At 53.7% G+C, this 18960-nt stretch carries 20 protein-coding genes; 5 read left to right on the top strand and 15 right to left on the bottom strand.

Annotated elements, in window-relative coordinates; genetic code table 11:
• Positions 1–24 precede the first annotated feature (24 nt).
• The 14 genes from D5270_RS03730 to D5270_RS03795 all read right to left on the bottom strand — a co-directional run bounded on the left by D5270_RS03730 (position 25) and on the right by D5270_RS03795 (position 12293).
• Positions 25–1356 (bottom strand): S1 RNA-binding domain-containing protein, encoded by a 1332-nt coding sequence (locus D5270_RS03730; protein ID WP_166542835.1) that lies wholly within the window; start codon positions 1354–1356, stop codon positions 25–27.
• A 240-nt stretch (positions 1357–1596) separates the two neighbouring features.
• On the bottom strand, positions 1597–3108 hold the full coding sequence (locus D5270_RS03735; protein ID WP_166542836.1) for a recombinase family protein: 1512 nt from the start codon (positions 3106–3108) through the stop codon (positions 1597–1599).
• An 89-nt stretch (positions 3109–3197) separates the two neighbouring features.
• Positions 3198–3380: a hypothetical protein gene (locus tag D5270_RS03740; protein ID WP_166542837.1), complete on the bottom strand. Its 183-nt coding sequence runs from the start codon at positions 3378–3380 to the stop codon at positions 3198–3200.
• A gap of 143 nt (positions 3381–3523) precedes the next feature.
• Positions 3524–3925, bottom strand: coding sequence for a replication initiator protein A (locus tag D5270_RS03745; protein WP_166542838.1), 402 nt, complete (start codon positions 3923–3925; stop codon positions 3524–3526).
• Between the two features lie 121 nt (positions 3926–4046).
• Positions 4047–4436, bottom strand: a complete 390-nt coding sequence (locus D5270_RS03750; protein ID WP_243150129.1) for a cysteine-rich VLP domain-containing protein — start codon at positions 4434–4436, stop codon at positions 4047–4049.
• 492 nt (positions 4437–4928) lie between these two features.
• On the bottom strand, positions 4929–5327 hold the full coding sequence (locus D5270_RS03755) for an RNA polymerase sigma factor (RefSeq protein WP_166542839.1): 399 nt from the start codon (positions 5325–5327) through the stop codon (positions 4929–4931).
• Between the two features lie 414 nt (positions 5328–5741).
• Entirely contained in the window at positions 5742–6512 is a 771-nt protein-coding gene (locus D5270_RS03760; RefSeq protein ID WP_166542840.1) for an SDR family NAD(P)-dependent oxidoreductase, read from the bottom strand.
• Between the two features lie 2 nt (positions 6513–6514).
• Positions 6515–6937: a MerR family transcriptional regulator gene (locus D5270_RS03765; RefSeq protein WP_166542841.1), complete on the bottom strand. Its 423-nt coding sequence runs from the start codon at positions 6935–6937 to the stop codon at positions 6515–6517.
• Positions 6938–7102: 165 nt separating this feature from the next.
• Positions 7103–7381: a type II toxin-antitoxin system RelE family toxin gene (locus tag D5270_RS03770; RefSeq protein ID WP_166542842.1), complete on the bottom strand. Its 279-nt coding sequence runs from the start codon at positions 7379–7381 to the stop codon at positions 7103–7105.
• The gene (locus tag D5270_RS03775; protein WP_243150182.1) at positions 7378–7692 is read right to left on the bottom strand and encodes a type II toxin-antitoxin system prevent-host-death family antitoxin; all 315 of its coding nucleotides are present in this window, start codon (positions 7690–7692) and stop codon (positions 7378–7380) included. The genes D5270_RS03770 and D5270_RS03775 overlap by 4 nt, the downstream gene beginning before the upstream one ends.
• 108 nt (positions 7693–7800) lie before the next feature.
• Positions 7801–9666, bottom strand: coding sequence for a VirD4-like conjugal transfer protein, CD1115 family (locus D5270_RS03780; RefSeq protein WP_243150130.1), 1866 nt, complete (start codon positions 9664–9666; stop codon positions 7801–7803).
• Positions 9659–10810 (bottom strand): hypothetical protein, encoded by a 1152-nt coding sequence (locus tag D5270_RS03785; RefSeq protein ID WP_166542844.1) that lies wholly within the window; start codon positions 10808–10810, stop codon positions 9659–9661. The genes D5270_RS03780 and D5270_RS03785 overlap by 8 nt, the downstream gene beginning before the upstream one ends.
• Positions 10811–10965: 155 nt before the next feature.
• The gene (locus D5270_RS03790) at positions 10966–11661 is read right to left on the bottom strand and encodes a DUF6100 family protein (RefSeq protein WP_207709290.1); all 696 of its coding nucleotides are present in this window, start codon (positions 11659–11661) and stop codon (positions 10966–10968) included.
• An 80-nt stretch (positions 11662–11741) separates the two neighbouring features.
• Positions 11742–12293, bottom strand: coding sequence for a DUF5697 family protein (locus D5270_RS03795; protein ID WP_330587373.1), 552 nt, complete (start codon positions 12291–12293; stop codon positions 11742–11744).
• A gap of 51 nt (positions 12294–12344) precedes the next feature.
• Here D5270_RS03795 and D5270_RS03800 point away from each other — a divergent pair, with 51 nt between their 5' ends.
• Both D5270_RS03800 and D5270_RS03805 read left to right on the top strand, forming a co-directional pair.
• Positions 12345–12614: a type II toxin-antitoxin system RelB/DinJ family antitoxin gene (locus D5270_RS03800; RefSeq protein WP_166542845.1), complete on the top strand. Its 270-nt coding sequence runs from the start codon at positions 12345–12347 to the stop codon at positions 12612–12614.
• A complete protein-coding gene (locus D5270_RS03805; RefSeq protein WP_166542846.1) occupies positions 12607–12876 on the top strand; it encodes a Txe/YoeB family addiction module toxin in 270 nt (89 codons plus the stop codon). The genes D5270_RS03800 and D5270_RS03805 overlap by 8 nt, the downstream gene beginning before the upstream one ends.
• 199 nt (positions 12877–13075) lie before the next feature.
• Here the strand turns inward: D5270_RS03805 and D5270_RS03810 are convergent, their stop codons facing one another.
• Positions 13076–15394, bottom strand: coding sequence for a VirB4 family type IV secretion system protein (locus D5270_RS03810; RefSeq protein WP_330587374.1), 2319 nt, complete (start codon positions 15392–15394; stop codon positions 13076–13078).
• A gap of 209 nt (positions 15395–15603) precedes the next feature.
• Here D5270_RS03810 and D5270_RS03815 point away from each other — a divergent pair, with 209 nt between their 5' ends.
• The 3 genes from D5270_RS03815 to D5270_RS03825 all read left to right on the top strand — a co-directional run bounded on the left by D5270_RS03815 (position 15604) and on the right by D5270_RS03825 (position 18955).
• Positions 15604–16236, top strand: coding sequence for a hypothetical protein (locus tag D5270_RS03815; RefSeq protein ID WP_166542847.1), 633 nt, complete (start codon positions 15604–15606; stop codon positions 16234–16236).
• Positions 16237–16474: 238 nt separating this feature from the next.
• On the top strand, positions 16475–16834 hold the full coding sequence (locus tag D5270_RS03820) for a hypothetical protein (RefSeq protein ID WP_166542848.1): 360 nt from the start codon (positions 16475–16477) through the stop codon (positions 16832–16834).
• 12 nt (positions 16835–16846) lie between these two features.
• The gene (locus D5270_RS03825) at positions 16847–18955 is read left to right on the top strand and encodes a hypothetical protein (RefSeq protein WP_166542849.1); all 2109 of its coding nucleotides are present in this window, start codon (positions 16847–16849) and stop codon (positions 18953–18955) included.
• Positions 18956–18960: the final 5 nt, after the last annotated feature.

Raw genomic sequence — 18960 nt, forward strand, 5'->3', positions numbered from 1 at the left:
TATGGCTCCTATACGTTCCGCCTCCTATCTCGCCGCCGCAATGTGGGTAATGGCTCCCCAAATCCGATTGCTCTCATGGTTAATGCCGAGAATTCTCACTGTGACTCTTGCACCTCTGGGCGGCCTGCCCCGCTTGGGATAGCTGCAGAGACAGTCAATACCTCCATCCAGAGCAACAAACACACCGTTCACGTCCACCATGCTGACAGTACCCACATAGCAGCTGTCCACGGAGTACATGCGCAGGGCTTTCTCATAGGGATTCTCACCCGCCTGCTTGACCGAGGCCACGACCCGCACAGTGTCCCGCCCGCTACGTTCTACCTCCAGCACCTTGACCAGCACCCGCTGACCGGCTTGGAAGTACAGCCCCGCGTCCATCCAGCGCTGGTAGCTCAGCTCCCGGAGAGGGATATAAGTCTCCAGCCCGAACAGGTCCACAAAAATGCCTGCCCGGATGACGGAGACGACGCGGGCCTCCGCGCATACGCCGGAGTATATGCGCTGGTTGCCATCCCGGTCTGTGCCAAAGTAGTATTCTCTGCGCTTGGCGGCCATAGCGTCCAGGCGGCTACCCACCGCCAGACCAGACTGCTGGTCGATGCCCTTGACAATGTAATCCACCTCAGCGCCCAGCCGCTTAGTGAGCATATAGTTCAAGGTTTCATCCATAGAGCGGCCACGAGTGTCTTCTGGCGGCACAACGGCCTCCTCAGCTGGAATGATGACCTTAAACGCGCCATGATAAATGACTGCCATGGAACTGGTTTTGGAATTAGCCACCCTTTCCACGCCCTGCAAGGTACCGGTCAGGATGCGCCCGGTTTTTTGAGACTCCACCAAATCCAGCAAGTCATTCCGCGCCCGATCCGCCTCGGTCTCTACAGTCCGGCCCCCATCAATGCTTAAAACGGAAACCGGTCTGGTGACAGCACGCTGACGGACCCTCCTCCGCCTGGCCACGACGTCTCCGCCAGGCAAAATGGACTGCATGGATGGCTCTGTACCAGACTGGCTTGGAATTGAAGTGGTCTTCCCCTTCCGGCCCGCCTTCAGGGTTATTTCAGAACTGGTTTGGGGAACAGCGTCCTCCTGTTTCGGTTCGCCACTTGAATCGGAAAGATTCTGAACCGGTTTGGGAGATTCCTGTGAAACCGGCTCAGAGTCCGTAAGTTCCTGGCCGTCTTCCGTTAATTCAGAGCCAGTCTGGGAAAATGAGGGTTCTTCAGGTCCAGCAGGGCTCTCTTCAGCGCTGAAGGCGATGCCATCGCCCAAATCTAAATCGGTCTGGGGGAGAGGGCTTTCCGGGCCGGAAAAGGCGCCGCTCGCTTCCCCGGATACCTCATCCAAAGTCATTTCAGTTTCGGTCTGGGGAATGATAGGTTCCTCGTAAAAGTTGTTATCTGTGATAAAATTACCTCCTTTGTCGCATGAAAAAAGCACCTCACAAAGAGGTGCTGACGGTTTCTATTCTGCCAAACTGCGTATGCGCCGTTCGGCTTCTTTATATACCACATCGTCGTCTCGGATGGAAATCACAATGAACTACACTGGACAAGGGCATAAAAATATAATGGCCTAACGGTATGCCCGCCGTCAGATTTTCCATTCAATTTGCAGCTTCTCACTGGTGGCGCGAATAACGGTAATCATCAAATCCACCACCTGCTGCTTGTCCTCAAAGCTGACATTCTCCCAATCATCCAGATAATTGGAAATCGTGTCAATCTGCTCCGGGGACACCGCCTCGGCGGTCAGCTTGGCAATCTCGCCGGCAAGGGCCTGACGGCGGTTGTCCAATTCCTCAATCTTGGCGTTGGCATAGGAGATCAGCACCGGGGTCGCGCCTGTCAGCGTGTCCAGCAGCTTTTCAATCTCGCTCTCCACCTGGGCCAGCTCCATCTGCTTTGCCGTCAGCTTCGGGCTGGCGGCTCTTTTCTTTTTGCGGCCTGTCAGCGTCTTGTAGTCCTCCAGCTTCTTCACCATCTGCTGGTAAACTACCGCCTCTAAATCGCGGAGACGGATTGTACCGCAGCCGGAACAAAACTTGCTGTCAGCGTGTTTCGTACAGCGCAGATAGAGATACCCGCAGGAGTGGGCCGACATCAGAGCATAGCCACATTTGCCGCACTTGATTTTCCCCGCCATCCAGGTGTTGCGGGCTTTCCTGGCCGGTTGATAGGTCTGGTTCGCCATCATCTTCTTGCGAACTCTAAGCCACAAATCAGACGGGATAAAGCCCTCGCTGGGGGCCAGCACCAGCGTTTGGCCTTCCAAGTGCGTGTGCTTATTCTCGGTGCTGCCCTTGCTCCGGTAGTAGTAACATCCGTTTGTCCCTACGAAGTCGGCGGCATCATTGTAGATGTTCGTCCCTTGGCTATTGAAAAACTCGTAAATATCCAGGTCAGCCATGGTGTAAATGGGATTACGAAGCATGATGCTGATGGTCGCCCTGGAAAACGGTTTGCCGAAGTATGTCCGCATCCCCTGCTCGGTAAGCTGTCGGGTGATGTCGTGAAGCGACACCTGGGGGTCAATGTACATCTCGTACATCTTCCGCACGAACGCCGCCTCGGTCGGTTCAATCACCAGCTTCTTTGTATGGATGCCGTCAATAATGATAGGCTCCGTCCGAAATCCATAAGGCGCTCGGCCTCCCATTTTGAAACCTCGCTGACACCGGGCATACCATGCGTCCTGCACCCGCTTCTGGATTGTCTCGCGCTCTAACTGTGCGAACACAATGCAGATGTTCAGCATCGCCCGGCCCATCGGCGTGGACGTGTCGAACTTCTCTGTGGAAGAAATAAATTCCACGTTGTACTCCTGGAACAAAGCCATCATGTTTGCGAAGTCCAGAATGGAACGGCTGATGCGGTCGAGCTTGTAAACGACCACCCTGGCAATCAGTCCACGCTTGATGTCATCCACCAGCATTTGAAACTGGGGTCTGTCCGTATTCTTACCACTGTAACCCTTATCTTGATACTCCCGGCAGCTTCCACCCCTCAACTCATATTTGCAAAACTCAATCTGACTTTCGATAGAAATACTATCCTTTTTGTCAATGGACTGTCTTGCATAAATCGCGTCAATTCGGTTGTTCATTTTGCGCTCCCTTTCTGAAAAGAAACGGAGCTGCTGACAGCTTCATTATACCGTCAGCAGCCCCGCAAATCAATCTCTATCTGAAAAAATCACGAGGCGGACGTTTCCCTCTGCTGGTACTTGCGGAACACCTCATAAAGCCGCTGCTCCAACTCCCGGCGTTTTGCCGCCTCCTGTTCCGGGGAGAGAATGGGCGTGAGATTTTCCAGAGGGATTTCCCGGCCCTGGAAAGTCACGATCTCGGTCTGCGTCTTGTAGCTGATATGCTCCATAGGCAACTCCTTGTGTTCAAAATTTTCATGGTGGACATTTGTCCGAAAAGTGGGCGCTATTTACTCCCACTCGTTTGGTTCATTTATTTGTTTCTATTTGTTTGATTTGGGGGTAGTTTTCTATCTGCGGAAGGTCTTGTTTTCTAACTGTTCCGAAGGTCATTTTCTGCCCCCGTGATGGACAATCCTTTGTCCATCTGGGATGGGATAATTCTTTGTCCATCAGGCAGTTTCACATAAATCAGATTGGGCAAGAACTGTCCCCGGCGCTTACGCTCAATCAGCCCCGCCGCCGACAACTCGGCTAAAGCGTTCTTGGCAGATGAAAGGCTCCTATTCAGTGCCTCCGCTATCTTCTCCACCGGGAAAATGATGTAGACCCAGCCCGCTTCGTCCGTCCAGCCGTTGAGCTGGGAGAGGTGCGCCCTGTCCAGCAAGAGTGCGTAGGTCAAGGCGGCGGTATGGGACAATGCCATATCCATCAGGAATTGGGGGTAGGGAAAATAGGGCGGCAAAGTGGTATCGACTGTCATGTAATCGGTCATGGTGTTAGCCTCCTTCGTGCTGGCTGTTCAGACCGCCGCTGTGGGCCGTTAGAGGCCCGTTTTCGGGGCCGGGAAGGAAATGTATCAGGCCCCCGTCGAGGGCGGTCTTGAAAGCCTTGATTTACAAGGGCTTTTTAAGCCCTAAAGCGTGACACTTCTGCCTTTGTCTGCGCTTGCGTTCGGTGGCTTTAGCCCGCTTCATATGTGCGGCGCAATCAGGACAGTATTTCGCCCGATTGGATTTTGGCAGATAGAGGCCACCGCATAGGACGCATTTCTTCATGTCGGCCCGACAGAGCAGGGTAGCGCACAGGCCAGCGTCCAGAGGGAGGACGGCGGCGCGGAACCATTTGCAGATTAGGGAATAGGTGATGCTCTGCGGGCAGACACATTCCTCGCCGTTGTCCAGAAGCAGGCAGTTTCCGCAATCGTAGTTACAGCATTCATGTACTAATCTCCGGGCCGTGCGGTACTGCTGATAGGTCATGTGAGAGATTTCGGGCGCTGTCATTTCACGCGCTCCCCCGGCAAAATCCTAAAAACGTCAATTTGGCGTTTTTAACGTGAGCGCCAATCTGGCGTTGACGATACATGACCCGCCGGAAAGGAACAGACGCGAAGCGGGTGTTTCTTTCCGGCGGGTGTGCAAGGGGTTTGGGGAGTGCAGCTCCCCATCGCGTCCGCAGGACGCAACGCCCCAACCTGGGGTCCCCGCAAAGTCTCAGACTTTGTGGGGAAAGGAGGAGCAAGGGAGCGAGCGCAGTTTTCGCCGCAAGGCGGAAACGGAGATGAGCGGACTTTGCGACGACGCGCGCACGACACCGGAACGGTGTATAAGTGCGCTGTTGGAAACAGACGGGATTTCCGGCACAAAAAATAACGGTATTCACTGTGACCTCCTTGGCATAGGAGGAACAAGCCGCCGGAGCAGCTTGTCCCTCCCGATGATAGGGCGATTGCCCCTCACCTGGTAGCCATCATGCCAGGGTGATCGTCAGGGCGGTCAGCGGAAAAATTTGAAAAACTTTTTCCGAACACCCTCGATGCTTTCATGTACTGCGGCCTTGGAGCAGCCGCACAGTTGCCCAATTTCCGCATAGCTGTAATCGTACAGCGCATAGAGCAGAAACCGCTCCCGCTGGGTCTTGGTGCAGAGGGCCAGCACCGTCATAATTTCATCCAGCGTCTCCCGCTGGCAGACCAATTCCTCCGGGGTGGCGCAGTAGGGCAGAACGCCCTGGGCAGCGATTATGTACTCGTCACATTCGCGCCCGTCCCAATGCCGCCGCTGTTCCCGCTCAAGGCTCCGTTCGGTGCGCTTGGCCAGCTCCCAAAACTCGTCAAGGGTGGCGGCGTCCTCATAGGTCATTTTGCGGCTGTATCTCTTGATGGTAATTTCCATCGTGTTATCCTCCTGTTCAAATTTTGGGAAGTGCGAAATCTGAACGGGAAGGGCGGGCCACGACACCGGGGCCGGGGCTGGGATTGCCAGCCTAAAAACAGAAAAGCGCCCGAACAGCACAAGGCTATTCGGGCGCAGGGGATGATGGTATGGGTAGACTGGAAACGACTGTTTTCGCAATCTTGGGTGGAGTGCGCTGTTGCAGGGGTCAGGCTTTTTTTGACAAGTGCCTATCTATTCGCAATCGCATGGCGGCATCCTCCTATTGCCGCCGAAATACAAAAGAGCGGCGGCTCTGGTTTCTCAAAGCCGCCGCTTCGGGCGTGACAATACTCCTGCTTGTACGACGGCTTTTTTTCTTTTGCCGTCGTGCGGCAGTTACAAAATGTATTGATTTTAGAACGTGAATTTTGTCTACATCTTAATCATCCATTGGGCTATTGGATTGATAATTGATACAGGAAGCAGTTTAGCAGAAAGAACAAGTAATTTATTATAAAGGCCAGCAGTAACCACCCGCTTTCCTTTTTGCAAATTGTTGTAACCAATAGCGGCAACAACCTCTGGCTGCATCACGAAAAATTTGAAAAGCAGAGTGTCATTGATATTTGCTTTTTCTGCAAATAGGGTTTGTGTTGCACCTGGGCAAAGACAGGTTACTGTGACACCAGTACCTTTTAGTTCTTGGTAAAGTCCGTTAGAGAAAGAGAGAACATAGGCTTTTGTAGCAGCATAAACCGCATCATAAGGGCATGGCATATAAGAGCCAGTAGACCCAATGTTCAGGATACGTCCATACCCACGTTTTATCATTCCAGGTAAAAATGATTTCGTTAAGGCGGTCAATACTTTGATATGGACTTGTATCATATCAAGCTCATTTGAGAGGCTGGTATTCGTAAAGCCCCCTGCTTCATTAAAGCCAGCATTGTTTACAAGAACATCAACAGATAGGCCCCAACTGTGGATTTTCTCCATAATCATTTCCACTGCATCCACTTCCGCTAAATCGCATGAAATGTATTCAACTGAAACTTGATAGCGTGATTGTAGGTCTATTTGCTGCTGTTGGAGTTTGTCCCTGTTTCTTGAAACAAGGACTAAGTTGTTCCCCATACTGGCGAATTTTTCGGCAAATGCTTTTCCAATTCCACTGGTGGTTCCAGTGATTAAAACTGTATCCATCTCTAACTTTCTCCCTTGCTCTTGAACAAATTCCATTCTTCAAGATATGTCAAATCTTGGGCAGACGGTGATTGCAAGAGTTCTTCATAAAATACCAATTTCTTCTCTGTCAACGCTAAAGCGTTTTGTAAATTTACCATTTGGCTATGGAGATCATCAATGTACTCTTGCACCATAAGGCGGCGTTGTAAAATCGTTTTTCCGCCCTGTGTCAACAGTAAGATATACTCACGAATAGAACGGATAGGTACATTAGCCATGCGCAGGCATTGTATCATGTTTATCCACTCAATATCCGTATCGGAATATTGCCTATATCTTTGCTCCGTTCTTTCAATCGCTGGAAGTAACTGTTCCTTTTCGTAGTAACGCAGAGTTGCAGTGGTAAGTCCAGTCATTTCTGCCGCCTCTTTTGCCGAGTACATCTCAAATCCGCCTTTCATCATTTAGGATAAACTATGAAGTGCGCTTCAAAGCAAGATGAAATTATATCATCGAGCCAAAATTTTTTGAAGGGTAAAAATGTAAATAAAGCAGGAAAAATCCCGACGCTACCAAAGTGCCGGGATTGTCAGCAGTCCGTTTCAAGATTAATTTGTGGTCTTGTCCATATCAGTGATACGCATAACCCCACCCCCCATAACCAACTGATATACCACCCGGTATCCCAGGCTTTTCAGCTTGATTTTGTAGAATCCGCTTAATTTCGCGCTGGCATGGTTGCCCAGAGGCTTGCCAATGCCATCCGGGGGCGGCAGAGGACGCTCGGCGGTTTTTTGAATCGCTTTCAAAATCAGCCTGCGGTTATATGGGTCAAGGCGCTCCAAATCCCGCAGAGCCGCTTTCAGATACTCCACCCGCCACTTCATTCCTCAATCTCCACATCCACTTCGTCCAGGTCACTTTGGGTGATGCCGAGGGACTCCATGACCTCATCCTGGGACAAGGTTTCCTCTGAACTGGCTGCCCGCCGCTGGGCCTCCTCCTGGAGAATATAGTCGGACAGCATCTCCATCAGGGACTCGTACTTTTCAGGCGACATGAGCACGCAGGCGGGGCGGTTGTTCTTCATGACGATTTTCGGGCCGCCTGCCTGGACTTCCTCAAAAATACGGCTGGCCTCTCCCTTGTTGAACCGGGTGATGGGGACGATTGACTTCATCATATTGAACACGGTCATTTCATTCACGGCGCATCCCTCCTGAGTAACAACCTTTCCATCTATACTCATATTATACTGAAAGACGCGATAAATGTCAATGAATATATCGATGTATTTAACATCACATCAAAAATCAATGGGCGGCTTTGCCGAGCTGTATAGGCTGGGCTTTGTTTTTGGAGCCGCTTTCACTTCATCCCGGTCTGGGGGAACCGGATTCGGTGCGCACACAGCCGGTGCGGGCGGGGCCTTGGCGTGGTAATCCATGATGGATGTCCTGGATAGTTCTCCCGCCATAGGATGTCTGGTGTAATCCAGCTTCTTGAGCCGGAGCACGTTACACCCCCGTATGATACACAGCAGCTCCTCATTGGGCAGCCGCAGCACCTCGTCCGGCGTCAGCAGCTTTCTCCGTCCCTGGCCCTCTGTCTGCCGGTACTGGGGAATAAACTGAGCCACCGCCATGGTCTGGCGGGTGGTGGATGTAGAGTCTACCCGGATGCTCATGTCCCCGCTCCGGGATGAGAAATACTGGGCGGTCATATCGTCCGTGCAGCCCAGCATAAGCTGGATGTCACAATTGCCGATGATCTCGCTCCAGAGATTGTTTGGGTACCGGTTCTGGAGCTGTCCCAGGCTCTGCACCGCCAGCATCACCCGGATGTCCCGGGAGCGGATCACCGAGAGAGACCTGGCAAAATCCGAGCCGTCCGCCGCGCCGCCGATCCTGCCGACGTTATTGAACTCGTCTAAGATGAGATTCACCGGCACGACACATTTTCCACCCGGCTGGCTGTCCGCGAACCGGGTCAGCCTTATAAAAAGGAACGAGAAGAACAGCGAGGAAAGGAACGCCATGGTCGCGTCCTGGTCGCTGAGAATGATGTAGTACGCACACTTGCACTGACCGGGAGCGATCAGGTTGATATCTGAGCGGGTGATGATGTTCCGCACCGACTGATTTTGCAGCACCTGCAGCCGGGTGCCCAGCCCCAGCACGATACCAGACCGCACCGCGTCGCTGGACTGGGCGAACAGGCTGAACGGCGCACGAGCTGGATGGCTCAAGGGCAGCTTGCTGAACATGGCGGTCAGCTGGCGCTCGCTGTTCTGGGTGAGCGTCTGATAGACGGTCGCAAGGTTCTTGGACTCTGTACCCAGCGTGCTGTCCTGGTCAATATATAGGATAAGGGCTTTGAGCAGATTAGCCTCTCCGTTGTCCCAGAAATGATCTGTTTCTCCGGCGCTGGTGTTGCCAATGATTACGTTCGTGAGTACCTGGGCCATGAGGGTGTCGCCGTGGAGGTCGGCCATACAGTTCCAGGAATCCCCATGGGCAGGGTCCACCAGATTGAACACCTTGACTTCATACCCATGCTTGCGGTATAACTCCGAGGTATCGTTGTAAATCTCGGCCTTGGGGTCTGTAATAACCACGGACTCGCCCCTTTTGATGCTTTGGAACAGGGCGTTTCGTATGACTGCCCGGGACTTCATGGTGCCGGATGCTCCGAACACCGCAATGTGCCGGTTGAGCCGGGTATCTTCCGGCATACAGACTGCCCTACCCCGGTGTTCGCCAAGAATCGTTCCCTTGGCCTTGTCAATGGGGCTGATTTCCAGAACGGACTGCATCTCCTTCCCGCTCATCCAGCCAGCGGTGCCGTAAGCCCCGGTGGAACTGGTCTTGAACCCGCGGGGGTCAAGGTCTTTCTCTCCAAACCGATTTTGCAGTTTGAAGTAGATTACCAGACCACCAGCCACGGCAACAACCAGCGCCACGCCTTTCAGCCCATTCAGACTGAAAGCTGCCGGATAGCAGGCGATGGGATTCCAGTCTACCGGCTCCATCTGCGCCTGCCCTGTGATGCCGTCATGCTCCAGCCAGACCTCATAGTTGGCAAAAAGCTGCCCCAGCACCCCGCCCAGATATAGCAGCACCGTGACTGCCAGCACAATGCTGACTGCCATGGCAACCCGGCGCTTATTCAAAAATATCAGCCTCCTTGATTTCTAATGCTTGCTCTATCGCCTCCAATCCTATCGTCTTTATGACTGCCCGGCCCTCCAGGTATTCCCGCAAAAACTCCACCTGATGTGGAAAGCACAGAACCTCGAAGGGGCCTGGGATGTACTCAATGGCTTCCTTGAACCAGATGAGCCGGTTCAGGTCGCCGTCCAGGTGGGAGAACACATAGCCACCGTCCACACAGGCATCGTACTCGAACCGGCCTATGCCGTAGGAACGGGTTTCGGGGAGGAACAGGGCGTCCAGAATCCGCTCTTTCCAGTTGGGGACAGTCAGAATCCGCAGCTGCCGTACACCAAAATCACTTAGTGGAATAAAGTGAATGTGCTGGTACGCCGCGTCTGGCTGCACAACTTTTCGCTGTCCCGCGCTTTTCTCTGAGAATGACTGCAAGGCAATTTCCTCAGAGGCTCCGAAGAGAATGGCGGAGTCCACCATTGGTATCCCCGCATTCAGGCGGGCCAACTCAGTCAGATGGTGAACTGTCTTGATTTCGCCCATGCCGTTCCACTTCATGGCCGCGTCGCGGGTATTATAGATACCATAGCAGCCGCCAGGATAGAACACTGCCCCGGTCAGCCGGGTAAAAGCGGTCTTGTTGGTCTTTGAACCGGATACCCGCTTGATGTCCCTTGACAGGTACAAAGAGGGTGCTTTGAGAACAACAGACCGGATATCCTTATCCTGAAGTTTAGGCAGCAGATAGGGCCAAAGCTCCATCCCAGCCTGCATACAGACTGCCGCAGCCTCCGCCACCCGGTGATTCCTGTCCAAATGCTGTAAATCACCGGGGAAATGGTGCTCCCAGAACGCATCCATATAATAGGAATAGGCTTTGGGATGTACCCACTCCAGGATAGGTAACGCCTTACGGTAGAGCCGCACTGTTTTTGTCCTGCCAGTTCCGGTAACAGTGAACAGCCGGCAGGTCAACTCATCGCCGGTTTGCGTATTGTGGAACACCTCAGGGGCGCATAATTTTACGACCAGAGCCTTATAGACCCTTTCGCTCCCAAGCAGCCCCAGGGACTGGAACGGGAACTCCCCCACGAAGGACAGAAGAGCCGCCAGCTTTGACACATGACTGCCGGGCCTGAACTGCACCATTGAATCACCTCTCGCTTTTTGGAAGAACTCGACATGGGCCGAACTCTCTCAGTCGGACAAACTCCGATTTTTCTCAAGGAGGAAACCCGGAAATCCGACTTTTTTACGTTGTCGTTGACTTGTGTAATTCCTGTGCCCTTATAAAAGGCCCATTTTTACATATGCTTTTCTGACTGAATCCCGCAGTTTTTTGACAGCGCCACGCCATCGCCGGACATAGATTTCTCGACTGCCAGCCATTTCTGGAAATCATCTTTTGGGACCACATATACCTCGGTGCGCTCCTTATCCCCAGCAGCGCTGCAATAGAAATGATTGCATACACCGGGGCTGTCGTCCGGCAGGGTATAGAGGGCCACAATGTCACTCACGATGTTGACGTCTAGATTGTCGTGGTCTCTCCACTGGCGTTCGGGTCTGTCCCGGCTGTAGACGTGCCGGAAAATCAGGACACAATCGGGATAGCGTACAGGCGGCTTATCCTGAAAGAACCGCCGCATGGCTGGGTAAATACAGCCACGGATGTAGTCGGCTGAACCCTGAGACTTCTTTGGGAGCAGCAGCGGCAAGCGAAGAGAAAACCACCCCTCTGCCGTGTACCCGATCTCCACCGGGACAGCCTCCTTAACCGCCTGATCCACATGAGCCTTTGCAAGGGGGTTACCGGTGTACCCCGGCAGCGCCCGGGTCAGCAGCGTCAGCCGCTCCGAGTTGTATTCCAGCTGCAGCGCGTGTTCCAGAGCCGCCTCGTACCGGCCATTTTCAGCCATCCAGCGGATATTTTCCATCTGCTGGGCCATCTGATTTAGTTTGGCCTCCGCTTGGGCCAAAACTTCAAGAAATATGCTCATATTTCTTCCTTTCATCTGATTTCAAAAGTTTTGCAAAGCAAAACTTGGAGAGATGAAAAATTCTTTTTCATCTCTTTACCTCACGAATAAAATCTGACTTCTGGCTCTTCCTTGCCCTGGAACTCCACCGTTGCAAACAGACAGGGTGCTCTGGGGAGCCGCAACCCCTCCGCCATGGAGATATGTGGTAGGACGATGATGTACTTCAAGTCCTCCTGGGGCTGCAAAAGCCGGAGGAGACTCTGCTCACTCTCATACAGCACCACAATCTCATACCCCACGTTCTCTTTGAGGAAGAAGATTTGTGACGGATAGATTGCTGGATAGTGGTCCATAGGCCCAACCTGGTCAAAGAACTTCAGCAGCACCCACACCGCCAGGATCGTCCGCTGGTCTGGCTTGCACATGGGGTCAAGGCCTACATAGTAACCGCCGGAGATATCCTCGATTTGTCCCCGGCGGCGTAGGTTCTTCAGCATTTTCTCAGCCGTTCCCGGCGGTTTCCTTAACATTTTGAGCAGTTGCGTTCGGGGTAAAGCCCCGTATTGGCTCAACCACTGTACCACATACTGCTCGTCGGCAAGCAGCATGGGCATCACCTCCTTTTTCTCACAAATGCTTGCTATTTGCATACAATAGCGTTATAATAGTAATATATCGAGCAATGAAAGGAGCTTTTCGCAATGTCACAAGCAACCATCACAGCCCGCGTGGATGCACAGGATAAAGCCGCTTTTGACGCTTTTTGCTCCAATGTGGGGCTGAACACCTCCACCGCCATCAACCTTTTTGTCAAGGCTGTGCTGCGGGAACGGCGCATCCCCTTTGACATCACCCAAGGCCCCGACCCCTTCTACAGCGAGGAAAATCAGGCGTACCTAATGAAATCCGTCCGCGAGCTGCGGGAAGGGAAAGGGCAGCCCCATGACCTGATTGAGGTGGAGGATGAGTGAAAAAATCTGGTCGGACGACGCCTGGGCAGACTACCTTTACTGGCAGGCTCAGGACAAAAAGACACTGAAACGCATCAACCAGCTCATTCAGGACATTGAGCGCAACGGCTGTATGGACGGAATTGGGAATCCTGAGCCCTTAAAAGACAATCTGCAGGGCGAGTTCAGCCGGCGTATCAATGAGAAGGACCGACTTGTTTACCATATGGAAGACGGGCGAATCTATATTGCCCATTGCCGCGGACATTATGGTGACAAGTAACGAAAGGCTCCGGGTGTTCCGGGGCCTTTCTATGCGCATTTTCAGGTAAATACTCATTTCACCCAAAATGCGCTTTTTATGGTTTTCTCATGTTTTTACCCCAAATATGCCTATTTCACCATGCAAATTAGGCCCATTTCTCGGCTTTATACGCATTTCCAGCACCAATACACATTTTCCGAGAAATACGCTTTACGCATTACTCATTCCCCGCGTTGTGCGCATATCGCTGTTTCTCTCTCAATATCGCCTCCAGTTCCGCCCTATCGGTGGTAATCATCTCCTGCTCCTCCCGGGAAGCCTTGATGACCACCGGCACCTTATTGTTGTTTGAGTGCACCAGCGCCTCGCCTCGCTCGAACCGGGTTATGGAGCGTGTCTCGGTCTTTGTGAGCTTCAGCACCTCCTGGACATACCGGGCTTCGTCCGGCTCCAGGTTCAGGATTATCTTGTTCTTGGAGTTGTTGATGATAGCCCGGCCATACTTGCCATCTTCCAAACTGAAAAAGTCCGAGAGGTCCTGTGTGGCTGAGATAGCCGCGCCGCCAAAGCCCCGGATGGTCTTGAAGATGGTCAGGCAGAAGTCCGCGGCCTGCCGGTTGGACGAGGCCCCCACCAGCTGCCAGATCTCGTCAATCATGATGGCTTTCTTTTTGGTGCGGTCAGCCTTCACGTTGTCCCAGACGTAATCAAGGGCAATCATCATGCCCACAGGGAGCAGCTTGCCCTTGAGTTCGGACAGGTCAAGAACGATGTACTTGTTACTCAAATCAACATTGGTCTGCTGGTTAAATGACTGTGCCGAACCGGTTACAAACCGGCTGACAATAATGGCCACTCTCTTAGTCAAGGGATTCTCCAGCAGATTCTTGTGGAGGTCGCCCAGGATGGGCATTTTCTTCATCTTGGGCGGAGTGGCCTTGCTGTCGATATAGAGGCTGACATTGTCATGAGTGATACCAAAGTCGGCGTAGGTCTTGATAAGCGCCTCATCCAGCATCTGCTCCTCCTCGTTGGACATATCCGGGATAAGCAGGGAAAAGAAAATCATGAGCTGCTGGATTTTCCGTGCCAGCATGGAGTCCTCCTCGCCGCTGTCACCGTCAATCAGCTCCATCTCCGGGGAAACCGTGTGCCGAATCTCCATCACATTGATGCAGTGGGGCGAGCCGGGCGCTATCTTGATGTACTGCCCGCCGATACGATTGCAGGCCCGCCGGAACTCGTGGCCCTTTATGGGCGCCAGGATGTAGCATTGAATCCCTCGCATCCTCATTCTGAGAGCCAGCAGCTGGAGGGTAAAGGTTTTGCCCGCGCCGCTGGTGCCCAGGAGATTCAGGTTGGCGTTCTTATTCTTGCGGGTGTCGAACAGGTCAACGATACACAGGGAATTGTTGTGCCGGTTGACTCCCAGCAGCACCCCGGTATCGTCGGACATCTCAAAGCTGGTGAACATATAGGTGGATGCCGCTCCGCTGGTCAGTACATTTCTCTGGGACTTGCGCTCAAGAGAGCTATCCAGCTTCAGGAATGGCAGGACTGAATTAAGAGCCGCCTCCTGCTGAAACCGGCAATCACTGACTTGCATATCCATAGATTTCAGCATATCTACCATCTGCTGCTTGCGCCAGAGCAGTTCTTCATAAGTCCGGGCCGAAACCGTGACGAATACGGACATATAGAACAAGTCTTCGTTGTTGTTGGCAATGCCCTGCTTGATGAAGTACCCGGCCTGGATGGAGTTTGTCAGCTCCTCATAGTCCGTGCTGGTGTCCTGCATACTCCGCAGTTTCGTGCGGTTCAGGCGTATGCGCTGGGCTACCTTGTCAATGGTGCGACTTCGGTTCTCCCGGCGCAGATGTACATCTACGTCAATGCCCTCACCGGCGTTGATAAGAGATGACATCCACCCTGCCCGAACCGCTCCCGGATAGCCGTTGCCCCTTATATATAGAAAGGCATAGTACAGACCGTCCATGACGGTATAGTTAAAATGGGTTAGGTCAATGCCAATCACCTTGCCTCTGGCCGCCATTGCGTCCAGCACCACCCGGTTGACCCTTGCGCTGAATGGCTCGTCCACGCAGCTCTGCCGGTTAAAGAACATGTAGAGAATCTCGGCAGTGGCCTCGTCCGGGTCAGCGGGCTGAATGATAGAGTTCCCACATTGGAGGAAGTAAGCCCGGGCGTTCTGCTCAGCGGTCTGCAGGGCGCTGTATACCTGCCCCACGTCCTGGGAATCTCCCCGGCGTAGCTCCTCATACTGGAAAATCAGAAAAAACCGGCGGGTCAGGGCCTCCCGGCTGCCAACGTCTTTAATGAGCCGTATGTAGCCCTCGCCCAGAGATTTGCTCTGGGCGTTCTCCTCTGATTCCAGCTCGCGGCGCACCATAGCCACATGGCGGTCAGAGTCCGCCTTTCTTGGCGCGAATACGCACAAGGGAAACGTGGGGCAGTCGCGCTTTGGAAAGCTGGTGGCCTGGTTCAGCAGGAAGTTGAATTCCCCTGCCAGGAGCACCCGCGCTGAAGCGCACTCAGAAAATCGCGTTGCGGTTTCGGCCCCTATAATACGCGCGTATATTTCTTCACCTAAGAGTTGGAAGCATTGTACTTATGACTGCAAGGAATGTTCGTGTACGACTAATCCTACAGTTGTGGAGAACCACGAGAGAAGTGGGTGTACTGCGCCCATTAACCTTTCAAAATCGCCAAAGGAGTTTTTTGACTATGCAGAACCCAAACGAAAAGATGACATACGAGCTGCAAGAGGCCCAGCTTGCGGAGAAATCCCAGGCTTTTATCAACCTTTTGACCCAGCGTGGAATTTTGGCTAATCCCAAGGTCACCAACGAGAAGATTCGCGCCGCCCGGCAGAAGAAAGACCGTGACAGCTACCACAACACCCTTCTGCTTTTGCAGAACTACCGCACACTGGTCTGGGTGATGGAGTGCTTCCCCGAGACCGTTGCAGAGGAGCTGGACAGGCCGTTCTCGGATGTGGACGAGCTGCTTGAGCAAATGGATCTGCAGCTTGCCATGGGCAATCGCAAGCTGGAGAATCAGCTGGAGGGTGCCAAGAAGTCCCGGCTGCTGCTGGACAGGGTAAATGAGGCGCTGACTGTCCTCAAGCAAAAGCCTAAAAACGGCATGGAGCTTTACCGATTGATTTATTTGACCTACATAGGTCCCGAGACGCTCCGGCACAAGGAACTGCTCTACCGGCTGAATCTGTCCTCCCGGCAGTATTACCGTTTTCGTGAGCAGGCCATTACAGTTCTTTCCATTCGATTGTGGTCTGCTCCAGCAGCGGATGTGGATTTCTGGCTGGAGATGCTTACATTTCTGGAGAGTATTCAATAGGGTTTGTTATTATATTCTTATTGTGAAAACAAATTGCCTAAATTTTGCCGACCTATAGCCATTGACTTGAAAAAGGAAATGTGCTAGGATTGTATCGTACCAAATTGGGGGCAGCGATAAAAGCCACTCTGAGGAAACTCAGGGCGGCTTTTTTGTTTGCCCAAGAGTTAGCCGCAAAACGGCTAACTCTCTGCGTTTTGCTTTGCAAAACATCAATAAAATCTCAAAGGAGGCAAAAATGACAAAACCAAAGAAGAAAGGCCAGAGGCTTGCAACAGCCTACTGGTCGCTGGTGGGGGCTGGCACAGCAGTCATGGTATCTCTGCAGCCCGTGCTGGCGACTACCATCTGGACCCGGTTCTCCACAATCATGAAGGACTTCTACGGCCAGCTGGTGACCATCAGCACCATCGTGGCAGTCACGGCCGCAGCTATCGCCCTGCTGGTGCGGATGGTTTCTCGGAATCAGCGCTCGGTAGATGAGGCCACCAGCTGGCTCAAGCGCATTGTCATCACCTGGATTGTGCTGAACTCCCTGGGGTTCATCGTTACCTACCTTCAGCCGCTCATCGCCGGAGGCAACTATACCGGGACGTAAGGAGGCAGAAAAATGCTCGATTGGATTTTTGAGGGCATTGTCAAGTGGGTTGCGGGTGTAGCGTCAGAGCTTATGGACACCGTTTCGGGGCTGTTCCTGGACGCCCTGGGCACGGACATGACCGCCATGGAGGAATATTTCCCCTTTGTGACCAAGGCATTCACCGTGATGCAGTATTGCTCCTGGGCCGTACTGTTTCTTATCACCGTCTGGCAGCTCTTCCGGGTATTTGGCGGGCCAATCACGGAGGCCGAGAACCCGCTGACTCTCATCGCCCGCGGCAGTCTGTTCGCAGTCCTGATTGCCTACGCAAAGCCCATTTTTCTTATCACTCTGGATATGGCCAGAGCGCCTTACACAGCGCTGCTGGACATTGCCATGACCGGGGAGGATTTTACCTTCGCCGGAGTGGAGGAGACTCTGAGCAACGGTATAGCGTCCTTTGTAGCAATAACCTCGGTTATTGGCCTGCTGCTCATTCTTATCCTGCTGATTGCCCTGGGCTGGAACTACTTCAAGCTCCTGCTGGAAACCGTGGAGCGTTATGTGGTGGTAGGTGTGCTCTGCTATACCTCGCCGCTGGCCTACTCCATGGGAGCGTCAAAAGCTACGTCCCAGGTGTTCAAAAGCTGGTGCCGGATGGTGGGCTCACAGCTCATCTTATTGACCATGAACGTCTGGTTCCTAAGAGGTTTCAGTACCTCGGTGGGGCAGTTCATTGGCAATGGGGGCGCTTTGAGCAACGGGAACGGCAGCATTTTCCTCTGGCTGTTCTGCGCCCTGGCCTTCCTCAAGACCGCCCAGCGGTTTGACAGCTATCTTGCCAGCCTCGGACTGAATGTGGCCCAAACAGGCAGCAGCATGGGCATGGAAATGCTTATGGCAGCCCGCGTCCTAAGTGGTGCAGCCAGCGGAGCCAAAAGCGCTGGCAGGACATTTCACTCCCCCGGCTCTGGCGGCTGGTCTACCGCAAGCACGGCTGCTGGTACGCCCGGCAGCGGATTTGCTGCTGGCTTTGCCAACAAGTTCAAGGGAAACAGCTATGTCCGGGACGCGGTGGTCGCTGGCGGCACACCTATGGGTGCAGGGGGAGGCATGGGCTTTGTGGGCCGTGCCTTTGGGGGCATGGCAGCCCGGAACGGCGCGACGCTTACCGGGGAGTCCATCAGCTCGGTGGCAAGCCGCCAGCCCGGTGTTTCCGGCTCCATTGGCGGCGAGATTGCCGACCGGAGTTTGGGCAATTATATCCCGCAAATGGGCGGGTATCAGCTCAGCGGCACAACCATCAGCGGCGGGCAAATCAGCACTACGGCGGTGGGCGCGGACGGGAAGTCCGCCGAAGTCGCCATGTTTAGCGCAGCGCAGTATGAGGCCCCCAGCGGGCCCCATTCGGTGGTGACCGCCTCGGATGGGAGCCAGTGGTATCAGATAGCAAGCGGCGCTGGCGCAGGGGCGTTCTTCGATGCGCCAGCTTTCTCTGGCAGTCTCAGCGAGGCATTGCAAATGGCTGAGACCTTCCCCAACATAGAAGCCGGTACACGTCTGCGCACAGTAGGCGAGGGGGTCATGGAGGCCAGCACGCCAGAGGGCAATACCCTCTGGTACAACTCGGCCTATTATGACGAGCCGGACGCTCCCCACTCCATCGTCCAGTCCGCAAACGGCGTGGACTGGTACGCCATGCAGCAGAACGCTCAAGCTCCGGAGTTCGAGCCCGGCGAGCCCGCTTTGGCATACAACCAGGCCCAGTTCCAGGCGTTCATGCCCGGTTTCGAGCAGAAGGCCGTCAATGTGGACGGCTCCACCCGGCAGGACGGGCACTTCGAGGTCCGGCATGAGAACGGTTCGGGGACTATGTTCTTTGACACCACCCGCTATGCCGCTCCCCGTGGGGATTACAAGGTCTACGAGGACGTGAAAGGCGGCCAGTGGTACGCTGTCCCGGGCGAGGCCAGCGTGGAGCGCAAACCGGTGTATGAGAACGGCAAGCCGGTTTACGACGGGGACAAGCTAAGAACCACGCAGGTCGCAACTGTCCGCTACAGGAACCAGCCTACACGGTATGCCGTGCCCCAGGCGCGGCCTCTGACGGAAATCAAATCACCTAGACGTAAACATTGAGCCGG

The sequence above is a fragment of the Acutalibacter sp. 1XD8-36 genome, from assembly GCF_009917525.1.
In the GTDB taxonomy this organism is placed as follows: Bacteria; Bacillota; Clostridia; order Oscillospirales; family Acutalibacteraceae; genus Acutalibacter.